This window comes from Solemya elarraichensis gill symbiont, from assembly GCF_002021095.1.
Classification (GTDB): domain Bacteria; phylum Pseudomonadota; class Gammaproteobacteria; order Chromatiales; family Chromatiaceae.
In genome coordinates, this window is record NZ_MPRK01000045.1 from 1 (window position 1) to 16178 (window position 16178).

A 16178-nucleotide genomic window follows, 5' to 3' on the forward strand; every position below is an offset into this window, starting at 1 on the left:
ACGCAGGGCGTCCGGGGCAATAAAGGCTGTCGAAGATCGAGTGTAAAAGGGCGACTTGGATGTCCCGTTTTACATCACGAGATCAAAGACACGCTTGTCTCCATTCGGTTTTGACCACTCGGTCACTGCAGGCATTGTCAGTGCAAAGGGGAGAAGTCTTCCCGAAGAGAACTATGTGCCTTTCATCCAGACGGATGTAGCGATCAATCCGGGTAATTCAGGCGGTCCACTATTCAATCTCAATGGTGAAGTTGTTGGTGTGAATTCCCAGATTTACAGCCGCAGCGGTGGTTTTATGGGACTCTCTTTCTCAATTCCGATCGAGGTGGCCATGAATGTCGCTGATCAGCTGCGTTCCAAGGGCAAGGTCTCGCGCGGCTGGCTGGGTGTGTTGATCCAGGACGTTACCAGGGAGCTCGCAGAATCCTTTGATATGGATAAACCGATGGGAGCGCTGGTGGCTCGTGTAATGCCTGACAGTCCGGCTGAAAAGGCGGGTATGCAGGTCGGCGATATCATTATTGGTTTCAATGGCAAGCCGGTTGAAAAATCATCCAAACTGCCGCCCATGGTAGGTTCGGCAAGTATCGATCGTCCGGCAGAGGTGGTTGTGCTTCGTGCGGGCCGTGAAGAGACTATCTCTGTCAATATAGGTGAGTTGCCCGATGAACAGCTCGCCATGCTGGGAAAAGAGCCACAGCCGGAGCCGGATGAGAAAGAGACAATTATGGGTCTCGTGGTCTCGAATTTGACCCAAAAGCAGCGAGATGAGCTCGGAATCGCAGAGGGCGGTGTCATTGTCGAAGAGGTGCAGGAAGGGCCAGCAAGGACGGCAGGCATTCGCGCCGGTGAAGTTATCCATGATTGGAAACCACTGTGTCATGGGTGTAGATGATTTCAGGCAGGCAGTTGAAAAACTGTCGAAAGAGAGGCCGGTTGCGATCTTGGTTCAACAGAAGGAAGGTTCGCGCTGGCTGACCTTGCGACTTTCGGATTGATCCGGAATTGATCAGAAGCTCTGGAGTCCTGAATGATCAGGCTGGAATTCTATTGCCGGGAGGGGTGTCACCTGTGCGAGGCGATGTGGCACGAGCTGGGTGACTACCGCTCCCGTGATGACCTGGAATTCAGCTGTATCGATATCTCTCGTGATGAGAGTCTCGAAACACGCTACGGAGAAATGATCCCGGTTCTGGCTCATGGCGAGCGCGTCATCTGCAACTATTTTCTCGATCCGGAACTTCTCGACGTCTTTCTGGCTAACCCGGATTAATCTCCCTGTTTGCACAGAAATTCGTTAGAATGTGCAAACTTTTGACCGTGCTGTGTGATAGAAGCAGGCGGTCTCCTTCAGTGCCGGACACCACATATACCACCACTAATGACAGACCTGAGCCATATACGCAACTTCTCCATTATCGCGCACATCGATCATGGCAAATCGACGATTGCAGATCGTTTTATCCAGCTGTGCGGTGGTCTCACCGAGCGCGAAATGGACAGCCAGGTGCTCGATTCCATGGATCTCGAGCGTGAACGCGGAATTACCATCAAGGCGCAGAGCGTCACTCTCGACTACACGGCGAGCGATGGTGAGACCTACCAGCTCAATTTCATTGACACACCGGGGCATGTCGACTTCTCCTACGAGGTGTCGCGTTCACTGGCGGCGTGCGAAGGTGCGTTGCTGGTTGTTGACGCCGCCCAGGGCGTTGAGGCGCAAAGCGTAGCCAACTGCTACACGGCGATTGAAATGGGCCTTGAGGTACTGCCGGTACTAAACAAGATTGATCTGCCTTCTGCCGAACCTGATCGCGTCATCAACGAAATCGAGGAGATTATCGGCATCGAGGCTGAGGATGCCCTGCGTGTCAGCGCCAAGACAGGCATTGGCATCGGGGAACTGCTCGACAAGCTGGTCGAGACCATTCCGCCGCCCGTGGGCGATGCAGATGCGCCTCTGCAGGCGCTGATTATCGACTCATGGTTCGACTCCTATGTCGGCGTCATTTCGTTGGTACGTGTTATCAATGGTGTGCTGAAGAACAAGGACAAGATCAAGATCATGTCGACTGGCCGTCAACACCAGGCAGACAATGTCGGTGTCTTTACTCCCAAGAAAACAGTTACCGGACGTCTCGGTCCCGGTGAGGTCGGCTTTCTGATTGCCGGCATCAAGGAGATCGATGGAGCACCAGTCGGTGATACCGTGACCCATTTTGACAAGGCAGCCGATAAGGCACTGCCAGGTTTTGAACAGATGCGCCCACGCGTCTTTTCCGGACTCTATCCGGTCAGCTCGGATGATTACGAGAATTTGCGCGATGCGCTGCAAAAACTGCGCCTCAACGATGCAGCACTGCACTACGAGCCCGAGACCTCTCAGGCACTCGGTTTCGGTTTCCGCTGCGGGTTCCTTGGCATGTTGCACATGGAGATCGTGCAGGAGCGTCTTGAGCGTGAATATGATCTCGACCTGATCACGACGGCACCGACGGTAATCTACGAGGTGCTGAGTAACGACGGCGTGGTGATCAAGGTTGATAACCCGGCAGCTTTGCCAGATCCATCCAAGATCGAAGAGATCCGTGAGCCGATCATCGAGGCGACCATTCTCGTGCCCCAGAATATGCTCGGCCCGGTTATCTCGCTGTGTGTAGAGAAGCGCGGCGTACAGAAGAACATGCAGTATCTTGGTGGACAGGTGCAGATTAACTGGGAACTGCCGATGAACGAAGTGGTGCTCGACTTTTTCGACCGCCTCAAGTCGGTCAGTCGCGGTTATGCCTCCTTTGAATATGAATTCAAGCGTTTTCAGCCTGCACCGCTGGTGAAGCTGGATATTCTGATCAATGGCGAAGCCGTTGATGCCCTCTCTGTTATCGTCCACAAGGATGCATCGCAGAGTCGTGGTCGCGAGTTGACCGAGCGCATGAAAGAGCTGATTCCGAGACAGATGTTCGAAGTTGCCATCCAGGCTGCTATCGGCAGCAAGATTATTGCCCGTTCAACGGTCAAGGCGCTACGCAAGAATGTCACGGCGAAGTGTTATGGTGGTGATATCACACGTAAGAAGAAACTGCTTGAGAAACAGAAAGCGGGCAAGAAGCGCATGAAACAGGTTGGCAGTGTTGAGATACCCCAGGATGCATTCCTGGCAGTGCTCAAGGTTGGCCAGGATTAACTGAAAATTAATATCTTAATGGAGCAGGAATGAGTTTTGATATAGAAACAGTACTGGTAACAGTCGTCGTAGTTATGGGAGTCGTGTGGCTTCTGGACCGGCTCTACCTGCGTAAACTTCGCAAAAAGGATGTCAAAGAGCCCTTCCTGGTAGACTTGTCGCACTCTTTGCTGCCTGTCTTTCTGATTGTCCTGATTCTGCGCTCCTTCGTCTTCGAGCCATTCAGAATTCCCTCGGGCTCGATGATGCCGACACTGCTGGTCGGTGATTTTATTCTCGTCAACAAGTATGCCTATGGACTCAGATTGCCTGTTAGTCACACCAAGGTGCTTGATACCGGATCACCGCAACGAGGTGATGTTGTGGTGTTCAGGTTTCCCATGAATGATTCTATCGACTATATTAAACGTATAGTTGCTGTTCCGGGAGATACGGTCGCCTATCGTGACAAGATCCTCTACATCAACGGTCAACCGCAGCCAGTCGAAGCGTTGGAAGTATACAACGGTGTAGGTGGAGGAAAGCGCGAGACGGGTGTATTACACGCCAGTGAGAGGCTGGATAGTGTTGAGCATAGTGTACTTGTTAATCAGCGCCGCCCCGATTTCGGACCAGGATGTCAGGTGTTGGCTAATGGACCTGTGAGGATTCCGGAAGGGCACTATTTCGCAATGGGAGATAACAGGGATAACAGTAACGACAGTCGTTGCTGGGGCCTGGTTCCCGAGAAAAATCTGGTTGGTCGGGCCTCGATGATCTGGATGAATTTTGATTCTGATTTGCCGGGGTTCCCTGTTGAGTGGAGTCGTATTGGTGAAATTATTAAATAAAGAGAAAATTCAGCGAGGCGAATCAACTGCGTCGATCCTGTTGTTGATAGTTGCTGCAGTACTGGTCGGTACCTTTGCTTTCAAGGCAGTGCCGGCTTATATGAAGAATAATACTATCAAAGCCATTATGGAGGATGTTCAGAAAGATCCAGCTACGGTGGGGGAAAACAGCAAGCAAGTGAAAAGGATATTTCTCAATCGCCTGAAAACCAATTCGATATATGAATTTAACAGGGATAATGTCACTGTCACGTCTGATAGGCAGGGCATGATGCTGCGTGTTGCTTACCAGGTGCAGACAAAATATATGTTTAATATTGACCTGTTACTGCATTTTGACCATTCCGTGGAAATTCCTCCGATTTGAAACTTTCCCTGAAGAAACTGTCTGAACTGATCAACTACCAGTTCGACTCGCCTGAGCTGCTGGAGCTTGCACTGACACACAGGAGCGCTGGCGGCAACAACAACGAGCGACTTGAATTTCTCGGTGACGCTATCCTCGGCATGGTGATCTCCGACTGGCTCTACGTGCGCTTCCAGGCAGCCAGCGAGGGCCAGTTAAGCCGTTTGCGTGCATCACTCGTCAAACGCGAGACACTCGCTTCCCTGGCGCGTGAACTCGATATTGGCAGCTATCTCGAGATGGGCATAGGCGAACAACGCAGTGGTGGACACTCACGTGATTCAACCCTCGCGGATGCGGTCGAGGCTATCATCGCAGCCGTTTATCTCGATGGCGGCATCGACAAGGCGCATCAGCTGATTCTTTCGCTGTTTGACAGTCGTCTTCAGGCGGTCGATCTCAGCGACTGCGGAAAAGATCCCAAGACACGTTTGCAGGAGTATCTGCAAGCGCGCAATCTTGAATTGCCCGAGTATGAAATCCTGCGCACCGAAGGCAAGCAGCATCACCAGACATTTACCGTACGCTGCAACGTGAAATCCCTGCAAGTTACTTCCGAAGGGGTCGGCAGGTCACGTCGAAAGGCAGAACAGGCTGCTGCAGCCGCACTACTGGAACAGATCGATGCAGGCTGAAGATAAAGTAACACGCTGTGGATATGCAGCCATCGTGGGCCGCCCGAATGTCGGCAAGTCGACCCTGCTTAATCGCTTGGTGGGCCAGAAGATTGCCATTACCTCACATAAACCCCAGACAACGCGCCATGCGATTCTCGGAATCAAAACCAACGACGATGGCCAGATACTGTTTGTAGATACCCCGGGTATTCACAAGCGCGGCGGCAAGGCACTGAACCGTATTCTCAACCAGACGGCGGAATCCGTGTTGTCAGATGTCGATGTGATTGTTTTTGTCGTGCAGGCAGGCAGCTGGACCGAAGAGGATGAGAAAGTACTCAAGGGTATTAAACGTTCCGGCAGACCGACTATCCTGGTGCTTAACAAAATGGATAAGCTCGAGCGGCGTGAAGAGGCTTTGCAGCTATTGTCGGAGCTGAGTAAAAAACATGCGTTTGAGCAGATGATTCCGGCCTCTGCGTTGCAGGGAAAGCAGCTCGATGTAGTTGAGTCAGAAGTGATGAAATTGCTTCCTGAAGGCGCTATCTGGTACCCGGAAGACCAGGTTACCGACAGGTCCGAACGTTTCCTTGCTGCCGAGCTGTTGCGTGAGCAGCTGACGCGCCGCTATGCCAAGGAGCTTCCCTATGCCGTGACGGTCGAGATCGAGCGATTCGAGGATGAGGGGTCGCGTTATCGAATCTCGGCGGTTGTGTGGGTCGAGAAGCCGGGGCAGAAGGGCATACTCCTTGGGCACAAGGGTGGAGCCATGAAAGAGACGGCGCGCATCGCGCGTGAGTCGATGGAGAGCAGTTTCGGACGCAAGGTGTGGCTGGACGTGTGGGTCAAGGTTAAAAAGAGCTGGTCATCCGATGAGCGCTCCATCGCCAGCCTGGGCTATACCGATCAATGAGCAAACTGCTGAAGCGCGCCTTTGTGCTTCATCGGCGTCCTTTCAAAAATACCAGCCTGCTGCTGGAACTTTTCGTTGAAGGCGAGGGGCGTTTCCCCGCAATTTCGCGCGGCGGTGCCAAGGGCAACACAGCCGGGCTGTTGCAGCCCTTCACTCCATTGCGACTTGGTTGGGGTGGACGCGGGGAAGTAAACAGTCTGCACGAGGTTGAGCCGGATGACTATCAACTGGACCGGTTGCAAGGCAAGTCTCTCTTTTGCGGTCTTTACCTCAACGAGTTGCTGATGCGCCTGGTTCCAAGATCCGAGCCACATGATCTGCTCTTCAGTGATTACATCAGAACACTCTCAAGCCTCGACGGGGAGATTCCACTAGACTGGAGTCTGCGCCAGTTCGAGCTGCGCCTGTTGCAGGCAGCAGGATATGAACTGGTGACTGAAGCGACGCTCGATAACGAGCCAATTGTGCCAGCCGGGAACTACCTTTACCAAAAGGGCAGTGGCTTTTCTGAATGTCCTGTTGAGCTATCTGCAGACACCTCGAATGTCATCTCTGGAAGGACATTGATTGCGCTGCACAATAAGACGTGTGATGATATTCAGCTACGTCAGGAAGCGAAGCGACTGTTGCGTCGTGTGATTGACTATCACCTTGATTACAAACCATTAAAAAGCAGGGAGCTTTTCGGATAATTGAACATGATGAAGAGATTACTTGGCGTCAATATTGACCATGTTGCAACACTTCGCGAAGCGCGCGGAACACCCTATCCCGACCTGGTTAAGGCGGCACTGATGGCCGAGGAGGCTGGCGCCGATGCCATCACGCTTCACCTGCGTGAAGATCGACGCCACATTCAGGACAATGATGTCGAAATTCTCATTGGCCGTCTGCAAACGCGCATGAATCTCGAGATGGCAGCAACAGCAGAGATGCTTGAAATTGCAAAGCGCATCAGGCCAGCCGACTGTTGCCTTGTACCCGAAAAACGCGAGGAACTCACTACTGAAGGCGGGCTTGATGTCGCAGGCCAGAAGGGGATGCTGACAGAGTATTGTGCAGCCCTTGCAGAGGCAGGCATTCGGGTTTCGTTGTTTATCGATGCCGATCCGGTACAGCTGGAGGCATCAGAAGAGGTGGGTGCGCCGGTTATCGAGATTCACACCGGCCACTATGCTGATGCCGCAGATCAACTGCAGCGTGAAGCCGAGCTGGAAAAGATCCGCAAGGCAGTCATCCAGGGGCGTGAGCTTGGACTGCAGGTTAATGCAGGGCACGGGCTCGACTATGACAATGTACAGCCTGTTGCCAGGTTAGAGGGTGTCTCCGAGTTGAATATTGGCCACTCGATTGTCAGTCGTGCAATATTCTCTGGCTGGCATGCGGCAGTTGCCGATATGAAGGAGCTGATTGTCAGCGCCTGAGGCAGAAGATTGCCCTAATGCACATAACTGCGCATCTGACCCACCAGCACACCCTGTATCTCGACCTGGTCTGGGTGATAGGTCATCGGTGACATGCTCGCGTTGGCAGGGTGCAGAATTGTACTTGTCGCCTGCTGTTCAATGCGTTTCAGGGTGGCTTCTTCACCTTCGACAAGTGCAACGACAATTTCACCATTGCGTGCATGTGAACGTTTCTCTATGACGACGAAATCGCCATCGAGAATTCCCTCATCTATCATCGAGTCTCCCTTCACCTGCAACACGTAGCAGGGAGCCTGGGTGTGCATCCATGTTGGAACATCGAGAGTTTCCGGCGTGGTGACGGCCTCGATCGGTTGGCCTGCGGCGATGCGTCCGAGTAGCGGTAATCCGCTCTCCTGCCCACTGTTCTGCATCGAGCTTGCTGTCAGGCGAATACCCCTGCGCAGATTGTTCATCGGTTCGACCAGCCCCGCTTCAATCAGTGCCTGCACCTGCTTGTGCATCGAGCCGCGTGAACTCAGCCCCATTGCCGTGCAGAGTTCAGACAAGGTAGGTGGGTGTTCGAACTTTTCCTGGTTGTTGAACAGGAAGTCGTAAATCTCCTGTTGTCTGCGAGTCAGGGTGTCAAACATATCTGAAGTTCTCTTTGTGTTCTATCAGCTTCAGTATAGAACAGGCGGAGAACTAATGATACCCCTATGACGGGGTTGACGGGATTTGCACAGGGATGACGCGTAAAAAATGACTCAATGACTACTACGACTGGTTACGCATATGGTCCGCTGTACGCAAAAAAGCATTATCAAGAAAAGCTCGAAGTTTAGGGTCTATACTCATTTCATCCATAGCTTTTTTCATGCACAACAGCCACTGGTCTCGTGCTTCCTCGGTGACCGGAAAGGGCATGTGACGACGGCGCAGCCGGGGGTGGCCATACTCGGCTTCGTAGAGTCCGGGGCCGCCTAGCCAGCCGCTGAGAAATTTGAAAAGCTTGTCTCGCGACACACGCAGGCTCTGCGCATGCATCTCGCGTAACGGCGCAACTTCCTCGAGTTCATTCATGTGGTCGTAGAAGCGGTCGACCAGTTCACGCACTCTCTCTTCGCCGCCTAGCAGCACGTAGGGGGTTTCATCCTGTAGATTCATTTTGGGACCTGTTCTATGGACCAGTTACTGATTGCCTGTTGCCAGAAGCTGTCGATTGTATCGGCTTCAACCCGGGGTTGTCCGAGAAAATCGAGTGCGAGCCCGAGCGTTTCAAGCGGTCGGTTTGTATAGACCGGGTGTGCCGCATCGCTCTTGCTGAGCTTGTTGCCGCTGTCATCCATCACCAGGGGCACGTGTGCGTAATCCGGAGTCTCCATTGCCAGCAGCTGTTGCAGGTAAATCTGCCTGGGTGTGGAGACCAGCAGGTCGCGTCCGCGTACGATGGAGTTAATCTTCTGATCATCGTCATCAGCCACGATTGCCAACTGGTAGGCGAACAGGCCATCGGCCCGTTTGAGAATAAAATCACCGATATCCTGATTCAACTGCTGGGTGTAGTTGCCCTGTATGCGGTCGTTGAACTGAATCACTCTGTCGTCAGTAATGATCCTGTATGAAAACTGTGCTGCGCCTTTACGCATACCGTTGCGGCAACTGCCGGGGTAGACAAGGCCGTCAACGCCGGCTTCTGCAGTTGCGGCAATCTCCTTGCGACTGCAACTGCATGGGTAGACGAGTCGCCTGCTGACCAGTTCATCGAGCAGCACCTGGTAGCGTTCGGTGCGGTGTGACTGGTACAGCACTTCACCATCCCATGCAAAGCCCAGCTGTTCGAGTGTAGAGAGGATGGATTCAACAGCTCCCGGCTGCTGGCGAGGCTGATCGATGTCATCGATACGCATGAACCACTTGCCGTGGTGATGACGGGCATCGAGATAACTGGCAACTGCTGCAACCAGCGAGCCAAAATGGAGTGGTCCGGATGGGGTAGGGGCGAAACGTCCGCGATAGTGGCGCATCGTTCAGATGGAGCAGCATGCCGCTGAAGCGGGCATGCTGCCGAGCCAGTGGCCTCAGGCCATCTGTTTTTCCTTGATCTCTTCGAGTGTCTTGCAGTCTACGCAGAGATCAGCTGTTGGCCTTGCCTCGAGGCGGCGGATACCGATTGCGACGCCACAGGAGTCACACCAGCCATAATCTCCCGCATCCAGACGGTCCAGAGTGGAAGTGATTTTCTTGATCAGCTTGCGCTCGCGGTCACGTGTGCGCAGTTCAAGACTGAACTCCGACTCCTGTGAGGCGCGGTCATTCGGATCAGGGAAGTTCGCCGCATCATCCTGCATGTGGTGCACGGTACGGTCGACCTCTTCCATCAGGCTCGCTTTCCAGGCATTGAGGATGGCACGGAAGTGTTCCTCCTGGGGCTCATTCATGTACTCCTCTTTTTTAGTTGGCTCGTAGGGAGCGAAACCAAAGGTACCGAGGAGTGAGCTGTCATTAGCCTGTGCAGCAGACGCTTTTCTCTTTGCCGCAACCTTCTTTTTGGCTGCAACTTTCTTTTTAGTCCAGCACGATAAATATTCAAGCGCGCTATCTTATAGCAGAAAGTCTCTTTTCAGACAAGCAAAACACGTTACCTGATAATGCATGAAACGAAAAGAGTTGCATGTAAAAATAGGAGAAAACCCTGATTCTGCGGTGTGGTATGTTAGATATTTACACTAGCAAATAGTAACCGGCGTGGAACAGGATCCATTTGTTTTTACAATTTTTTTGATATTTACCGGTGCTGCCGTGATGGCGACGCTGGCCCTCTATGCACGTCAGTCTCTGCTGGTTGCCTACGTTGTTCTCGGCATTCTTCTCGGTCCCTCGGTACTTGGGTGGGTCGGGCAGGCCGGACTGGTCGAGGATATCTCGCATATCGGTATCATCTTTCTGCTTTTTCTACTGGGCCTGAACCTGAATCCCACTGAATTGCTGCACATGATGCGCAAAACCTCCTGGATCACCCTCGTGAGTTCACTGCTCTTCGGCCTCGGCGGTATGCTGGTCGCGCTGGTCTTCAGCTTTGGTTTTGAAGAGTCCTTGCTGATTGGTGCCGTGATGACATTCTCAAGCACAATCATCGGCCTCAAACTGCTGCCGACCAGCGTGCTGCATCACCAGAGGACGGGAGAGTTCATCATCAGCATCCTGCTGCTGCAAGACTTGCTGGCAATCGGACTGCTGATCTATATCCAGGGGCGTGGCAGCGGTGTTGAATCCGTGTGGACGCCACTGCTGCTGATTTTGAAACTGCCACTGCTCGGGTTGATTGCCTGGTTGCTGACACGCTACCTGCTGATCGGACTGATCAGGCGTTTTGACAAAATCCAGGAGTATATATTTCTGACTGCTATCGGCTGGTGCCTCGGTCTTGCCGAACTGGCGCTTGCGATGGGTCTCTCTGCCGAGATTGGTGCTTTCATTGCCGGCGTTGCTCTTGCCTCCAGCCCGATTGCACTGTTTGTCTCCGAGAGCCTCAAGCCGCTGCGTGATTTTTTCCTGGTATTGTTCTTTTTTGCCCTGGGCGCAAAAATGGACTTGTCAGCCGCCATGCCGGTTCTGCTGCCTGCACTGATTCTTGCGGCACTGAGCCTGTCGCTCAAGCCGCCGCTGTTTCGCTGGCTGATTGAACATCTCGGCGAGTCGAAAAAGCGCGCCTCGGAGATTGGTATACGTCTTGGCCAGTTGAGCGAGTTTTCGCTGCTGGTTTCGGTGGTGGCGCTCGAGGCATCCGTTATTGGTCACAAGGCTGCCTACCTGATTCAGTTCGCAACCCTGTTCAGTTTTGTCGGTTCATCCTACTGGATCGTGCAGAAACTGCCGACGCCAATTGCGCTGAAAGATGAACTGCGCCTCGATTAACGCGATTGAGTGGAAAGAAGCTAATGAACTATGATCTTGTCGTGAATACGCCGGTTGGCAAGGTGGGTATCAACCTCGATGGCAAGCAGGCGTTTGATGTTACGCTCCAGCCTGAAGCCAATCGCGCAAAAACGCCTGCACAGCACGCCTGGCTGAAAGAGTGGCTCGATGCCTATTTCGAGGATGCATCAAACTGGTCGGTGCTACCGGTTTCACTCTCCGGAACAGATTACCAACAGCGTGTCTGGAATGCCTTGCGCGAACTCGGCAGCGGTGAGGTGGTGACTTACGGTGAACTGGCAAAAACACTTGGCAGCGGTCCACGCGCGATCGGGCAGGCGTGTCGCACCAATCCCTGTCCGTTGCTGGTTCCGTGTCATCGCGTGGTTGCCGCCAATGGACGTGGTGGTTTTCACGGGCATGCCAGTGGCAGCTGGCCGCAAATCAAGTCATGGCTGCTGAAACACGAGGGTGTTGAAATTTGAAATCCGTGCGTGAGACCGATCAGACACAGATAGAGGCATTTGCCGATGCCCTGTGGCTTGAGCGCGGTCTCAGCCGCAATACACTGTCAGCCTACCAGACAGATCTGCGCAAACTCTCCGCCTGGTTGAGTGCAAGCGGGCAGGGGGAGTTGGTCAACGTACGCCGTGACCAGTTGCAGTCATACCTCGCCGAACTCGCCGGCAGCAGCCACAGCAGTCGCAGTGTGGCACGTTTTCTCTCTGCGGCACGCCAGTTTTACCAGTGGCTCAGCAGAGAGGGACGCATACAGACTGATCCCACCGCGCAAATCGAGGCGCCAAGGCTGGGACGGCCATTGCCCAAGTCGCTCACCGAGGGAGAGGTTGAGGCGCTGCTCGAGGCGCCTGATCTTTCCACGCCGGAAGGGTTTCGGGATCGCACCATGCTGGAACTGCTCTATGCGACAGGCTTGCGTGTTTCCGAACTGGTGGGGCTGGGGATGGAGTCAGTCAGTCTCAACCAGGGGCTTGTGCGCGTGATCGGCAAGGGTGACAAGGAGCGCCTGGTACCTCTCGGCGAGGTGGCTGTTGACTGGATTCAGCGCTTTGTTGCGGAGCATCGCGGCGAACTGCTGAAAAAACAGGTCAGCAACGCCCTGTTTCCGACACGGCGCGGAGGGGGCATGACACGCCAGGCCTTCTGGTACCGTATTCGCAAGCATGCACAAACAGCTGAGATCAAGAGCCACCTTTCGCCCCATACACTGCGTCACGCGTTTGCAACCCACCTGGTCAACCATGGCGCCGATCTGCGCGTAGTGCAGATGCTGCTCGGTCACAGTGACCTTTCCACCACCCAGATATACACCCATGTCGCCAGGGAACGCCTGGAAAACCTCTACCGACAGCACCATCCTCGCGCCTGACGGGTGAGCAAACAGATAAATCACGGGGAAGATGTTTGTGCCGGTTTCGCGTATGATGCGCGATGTTATTTAAGTAGCCTGGTAGCGAATTTTCTTGTCAGTTTTCTGTCAAAAGCAGGGTCTCTACCAGATGGAAATCAAAACAGGAATGGAAATGAAATTGAAACTGATTCTCTCGAGCCTCCTTACCGCACTGTTGCTGGGTCAGGTTGCAATGGTGTCTGCCGCACCAGCATCTGATGCTGAACTGCAAAAGCAGGTAGAAAAAATACTGGAGAAATTTGACGCAAAGGGTGCAGAGTTCAAAATAAAAGACTCTTCCGCCAGTGGTTTGCGCGAAGTGGTGCTTGGCAACGAAGTCTTCTTTCTGACCGAAGATGGAAAATATATCGTGCTTGGAAACGTGCTCTCAATCGATGAGGGTATGCGGAATCTTGCTGAGCAAACGCTCGGAAAGATTCGCAAGCCGGTACTGGATACCCTTAGCGATGAAGAGATGATCATCTACGGGAAAGAAAAGGCCAAGCACACCCTGACAGTCTTTACCGATGTGAATTGCTCTTTCTGCCAGCTTTTTCACAAGAAGATGGGCGAAATGACTGCCGCCGATATTCGCGTTAAATATGTTTTCCTGCCGGTTATCACGCCGAATTCTTATGAAAATGCGAAGTCTGTCTGGTGTGCAACAGACCGAAACAAGGCACTGACCGAAGCCAAGGCAGGTAAAAAGCTTGCATCGGCGACTTGTGATACACCGATCGACAAGCACATGGAAATCGGACGTGAGTTGGGCATCAGTTCAACCCCGATGATTTTCCTTGCCGATGGTTCCAAGTCGAGCCTCAACTGGACAAAAATGACAGGCAGCCAGATCTCTGCTGCGTTTGACGAAATCAACGAGTAAGGGAACAGCAGACGCGTCCAGATCATCGTCATGCCGGCCTTGAGCCGGCATCCGGGAGTGCGTGCGCTGTTCCTGATGGACCCCGGGTCAAGCCCGGGGTGACGGACTTAAAGGCCCCGAGTGACGAATTGAGAGCTTACTGATCCCGCTGCAGTGCTTTCAGCGTATACAGCAGGCTGAGCGCCACACGTGGTGTCAGCTCATCAGGATCAATCTCCTCAAGCTCTTTCTCAATCCTGCTGTCAGGCTCCGGATCCGGGCTGAATAGCGGCAACTGGCTACTGGACAAGTCTGACCTTGCGGCGTCTCCCTGTTCGAGGCTCACGAGCTTGGTACGCGCACGATGAATCACGGCTCTTGGCACACCGGCCAGTTGAGCAACCTGTAAGCCGTAGCTCTGGTTTGCAGGCCCTTCCATGACTGCATGCAGAAACACGATTGATTCCCCCTGCTCAACAGCATCGAGGTGTACGTTGACTATGCTGTCGAACTCCTCGGGCAGGGAGGTCAGTTCAAAATAGTGGGTAGCGAACAGGGTCAGCGAGCGCAGCCCTGTTGCCAGCTCAACCGCACACGACCAGGCCAACGAGAGGCCGTCGAAAGTGCTGGTACCACGCCCGATCTCATCCATCAATACAAGCGAGTATTCGGTCGCGTTGTGCAGGATGTTGGCGGTCTCTTCCATTTCAACCATGAAGGTCGAGCGCCCGCCGGCGAGATCATCTGATGCACCAATGCGGGTGAATATCCTGTCGATTGCACCGATACTGGCCGCTTCAGCGGGTACGAAACATCCTGCGTAGGCCATCAGCACGATCAGCGCATTCTGGCGCATGTAGGTTGATTTACCACCCATGTTGGGGCCGGTAATGATCAGCATGGTGCGTGAGTCACCGAGTTCGACACCGTTCGGTATGAAAGGCGTGTCATTGACTGACTCCACTACCGGGTGGCGGCCTGCCTTGATTGAGATTCCCCTCTCCTGCGTCAGCTGAGGGCGTGTCAGACCGAGCGTCATGGCGCGTTCGGCGAGATTGGCCAATACGTCGAGCGTGGCGACAGCTTCTGCTGCTTCCTGCAGGTTGCTGATTTGTGGTGCCAGCAGATCAAACAGCTCATCGTAGAGCGCCTTTTCGCGCGCCAGTGAACGTTCGCGTGCGCTGAGTACCTTGTCCTCGAATTTTTTCAGTTCGGGGGTTATGAAACGCTCAACATTTTTCAGCGTCTGGCGGCGTACATATTCGTCTGGCGCCGACTCCGCCTGTGCCTTGCTGATCTCGATGTAGTAGCCATGAACCCGGTTATAGGCGACCTTGAGCGTGGCGATTCCGGTGCGCTCCTTTTCGCGCATTTCCAGGTCGAGCAGAAACTGGTCGGCATTCTGGGAGAGGTCACGCAGTTCATCCAGCTCTGCATCGTAACCGGCTGCAATGACACCACCGTCGCGCAGCACTACGGGTGGATTGTCGATAATCGCTCTCTGCAGCAGGGCAGTTGTCTCTGGGCGAGGCTGAGCCATGCATGCCAGCTCTGCAAGCAGGCCCTCGCTGAATGGCTGCAGCAGTTGCTGCAGTTCCGGCAGCAGATGCAGTGCATCACGCAGGGTGGCAAAATCACGCGGGCGCGCACTTCTCAGCGCAACACGTGCGAGGATACGTTCAATATCGCCACAGGCACGAAGCAGTTCGCTGATTTCGGAGTCACAGCCGGAACGCGTCAGCGCCTCGATTGCATCATGACGGTTGCTGACGATGAGGCGATCGCGTAACGGACGGTTGAGCCAGCGGCGCAGCAGGCGGCTGCCCATCGGCGTGGTAGTGTGGTCGAGAATGCCGGCAAGTGTATTTTTCCTGTCACCGGATACCGTCTGTTCGATTTCGAGATTACGACGTGTCGCCGCATCGATAATGATGGCGTCATCATGACGCTCTATCGTCATGCCGCGCAGGTGTGGCAGCGTGCCTTTCTGGGTCTCCTCGACATACTGCAGCAGGCAGCCTGCTGCAGATACTGCAAGCGGTACATCGTCACATCCGAAGCCGCTCAAATCGCGCGTGCCAAAATGACGCGTCAGCTGTGCAGTGGCGCTGTCGAATTCAAAGTGCCACTCCGGCCTGCGGGTGATTCCTGTCTCCTGCAGCAGGGAATCGTTCGCATTCACGCTTTCCGCAACGAGGAGTTCCTGCGGCTGCAGGCGTTCAAGTTCTGCACTGAGGTCTGTCCTGTTGTCGAGCTGCTGCAGAAAGAAACGCCCACTGCTGATGTCCAGCACTGCGAGTCCATAATCATCATTGTGACAGAGGGCTGCAATCAGGTTATCGCGGCGCTCTTCCAGCAGCGCCTCATCGGTCACTGTTCCAGGTGTGACGACGCGTACCACTTTGCGTTCGACCGGCCCCTTGCTGGTGGCCGGGTCACCGATTTGTTCGGCGATTGCGACAGATTCACCGGCACGCACCAGGCGTGCAAGGTAGTTCTCTGCAGCGTGATAGGGCACGCCGCACATCGGAATCACCCCTCCGGCAGATTTACCGCGCTTTGTCAGCGTAATATCGAGCAGGCGAGCCGCTTTCTCCGCATCGCCATAGAAAAGCTCGTAGAAATCACCCA

18 protein-coding genes are annotated in these 16178 nt (G+C 54.0%); 13 read left to right on the forward strand and 5 right to left on the reverse strand.

Annotation, left to right across the window (positions count from 1 at the left end):
• Window positions 1-94 precede the first annotated feature (94 nt).
• The 9 genes from BOW51_RS03660 to pdxJ all read left to right on the forward strand — a co-directional run bounded on the left by BOW51_RS03660 (window position 95) and on the right by pdxJ (window position 7374).
• Entirely contained in the window at window positions 95-895 is an 801-nt protein-coding gene (locus BOW51_RS03660) for a PDZ domain-containing protein (RefSeq protein ID WP_370738151.1), read from the forward strand.
• Between the two features lie 135 nt (window positions 896-1030).
• On the forward strand, window positions 1031-1273 hold the full coding sequence (locus tag BOW51_RS03665; RefSeq protein ID WP_078476490.1) for a glutaredoxin family protein: 243 nt from the start codon (window positions 1031-1033) through the stop codon (window positions 1271-1273).
• A gap of 108 nt (window positions 1274-1381) precedes the next feature.
• A complete protein-coding gene (gene lepA / locus BOW51_RS03670) occupies window positions 1382-3184 on the forward strand; it encodes a translation elongation factor 4 (protein ID WP_078476491.1) in 1803 nt (600 codons plus the stop codon).
• Window positions 3185-3213: 29 nt separating this feature from the next.
• Window positions 3214-4014: a signal peptidase I gene (gene lepB, locus BOW51_RS03675; protein ID WP_078476492.1), complete on the forward strand. Its 801-nt coding sequence runs from the start codon at window positions 3214-3216 to the stop codon at window positions 4012-4014.
• The gene (locus BOW51_RS03680; RefSeq protein WP_078476493.1) at window positions 3998-4381 is read left to right on the forward strand and encodes a DUF4845 domain-containing protein; all 384 of its coding nucleotides are present in this window, start codon (window positions 3998-4000) and stop codon (window positions 4379-4381) included. Before lepB ends, BOW51_RS03680 begins: the two co-directional genes overlap by 17 nt.
• A complete protein-coding gene (gene rnc / locus BOW51_RS03685) occupies window positions 4378-5055 on the forward strand; it encodes a ribonuclease III (protein ID WP_135568035.1) in 678 nt (225 codons plus the stop codon). Before BOW51_RS03680 ends, rnc begins: the two co-directional genes overlap by 4 nt.
• Entirely contained in the window at window positions 5045-5950 is a 906-nt protein-coding gene (gene era / locus BOW51_RS03690; protein WP_078476494.1) for a GTPase Era, read from the forward strand. The genes rnc and era overlap by 11 nt, the downstream gene beginning before the upstream one ends.
• A complete protein-coding gene (gene recO / locus BOW51_RS03695; RefSeq protein WP_078476495.1) occupies window positions 5947-6642 on the forward strand; it encodes a DNA repair protein RecO in 696 nt (231 codons plus the stop codon). Before era ends, recO begins: the two co-directional genes overlap by 4 nt.
• Window positions 6643-6648: 6 nt before the next feature.
• Window positions 6649-7374: a pyridoxine 5'-phosphate synthase gene (gene pdxJ, locus BOW51_RS03700; protein WP_370738152.1), complete on the forward strand. Its 726-nt coding sequence runs from the start codon at window positions 6649-6651 to the stop codon at window positions 7372-7374.
• A 14-nt stretch (window positions 7375-7388) separates the two neighbouring features.
• Here the strand turns inward: pdxJ and lexA are convergent, their stop codons facing one another.
• The 4 genes from lexA to dksA all read right to left on the reverse strand — a co-directional run bounded on the left by lexA (window position 7389) and on the right by dksA (window position 9797).
• A complete protein-coding gene (gene lexA / locus BOW51_RS03705) occupies window positions 7389-8009 on the reverse strand; it encodes a transcriptional repressor LexA (protein ID WP_078476496.1) in 621 nt (206 codons plus the stop codon).
• Window positions 8010-8133: 124 nt separating this feature from the next.
• On the reverse strand, window positions 8134-8523 hold the full coding sequence (locus BOW51_RS03710; protein WP_078476497.1) for a group II truncated hemoglobin: 390 nt from the start codon (window positions 8521-8523) through the stop codon (window positions 8134-8136).
• A complete protein-coding gene (gene gluQRS / locus BOW51_RS03715) occupies window positions 8520-9383 on the reverse strand; it encodes a tRNA glutamyl-Q(34) synthetase GluQRS (RefSeq protein ID WP_078476498.1) in 864 nt (287 codons plus the stop codon). Before gluQRS ends, BOW51_RS03710 begins: the two co-directional genes overlap by 4 nt.
• Before the next feature lie 54 nt (window positions 9384-9437).
• Window positions 9438-9797 (reverse strand): RNA polymerase-binding protein DksA, encoded by a 360-nt coding sequence (gene dksA, locus BOW51_RS03720; RefSeq protein WP_078476499.1) that lies wholly within the window; start codon window positions 9795-9797, stop codon window positions 9438-9440.
• A gap of 307 nt (window positions 9798-10104) precedes the next feature.
• Here dksA and BOW51_RS03725 point away from each other — a divergent pair, with 307 nt between their 5' ends.
• From BOW51_RS03725 to BOW51_RS03740, 4 genes are all read left to right on the forward strand, one after another.
• Window positions 10105-11274 (forward strand): cation:proton antiporter domain-containing protein, encoded by a 1170-nt coding sequence (locus BOW51_RS03725; protein ID WP_078476500.1) that lies wholly within the window; start codon window positions 10105-10107, stop codon window positions 11272-11274.
• Between the two features lie 23 nt (window positions 11275-11297).
• A complete protein-coding gene (locus BOW51_RS03730) occupies window positions 11298-11759 on the forward strand; it encodes a methylated-DNA--[protein]-cysteine S-methyltransferase (protein ID WP_078476501.1) in 462 nt (153 codons plus the stop codon).
• A gap of 5 nt (window positions 11760-11764) precedes the next feature.
• Window positions 11765-12664: a site-specific tyrosine recombinase XerD gene (xerD, locus tag BOW51_RS03735; protein WP_078476506.1), complete on the forward strand. Its 900-nt coding sequence runs from the start codon at window positions 11765-11767 to the stop codon at window positions 12662-12664.
• A gap of 130 nt (window positions 12665-12794) precedes the next feature.
• On the forward strand, window positions 12795-13568 hold the full coding sequence (locus tag BOW51_RS03740) for a DsbC family protein (RefSeq protein ID WP_078476502.1): 774 nt from the start codon (window positions 12795-12797) through the stop codon (window positions 13566-13568).
• 136 nt (window positions 13569-13704) lie between these two features.
• On the opposite strand, the gene mutS is transcribed toward BOW51_RS03740, so the two are convergent.
• A partial coding sequence (mutS, locus tag BOW51_RS03745) for a DNA mismatch repair protein MutS (RefSeq protein WP_078476503.1) occupies window positions 13705-16178 on the reverse strand: 2474 nt, incomplete at its 5' end.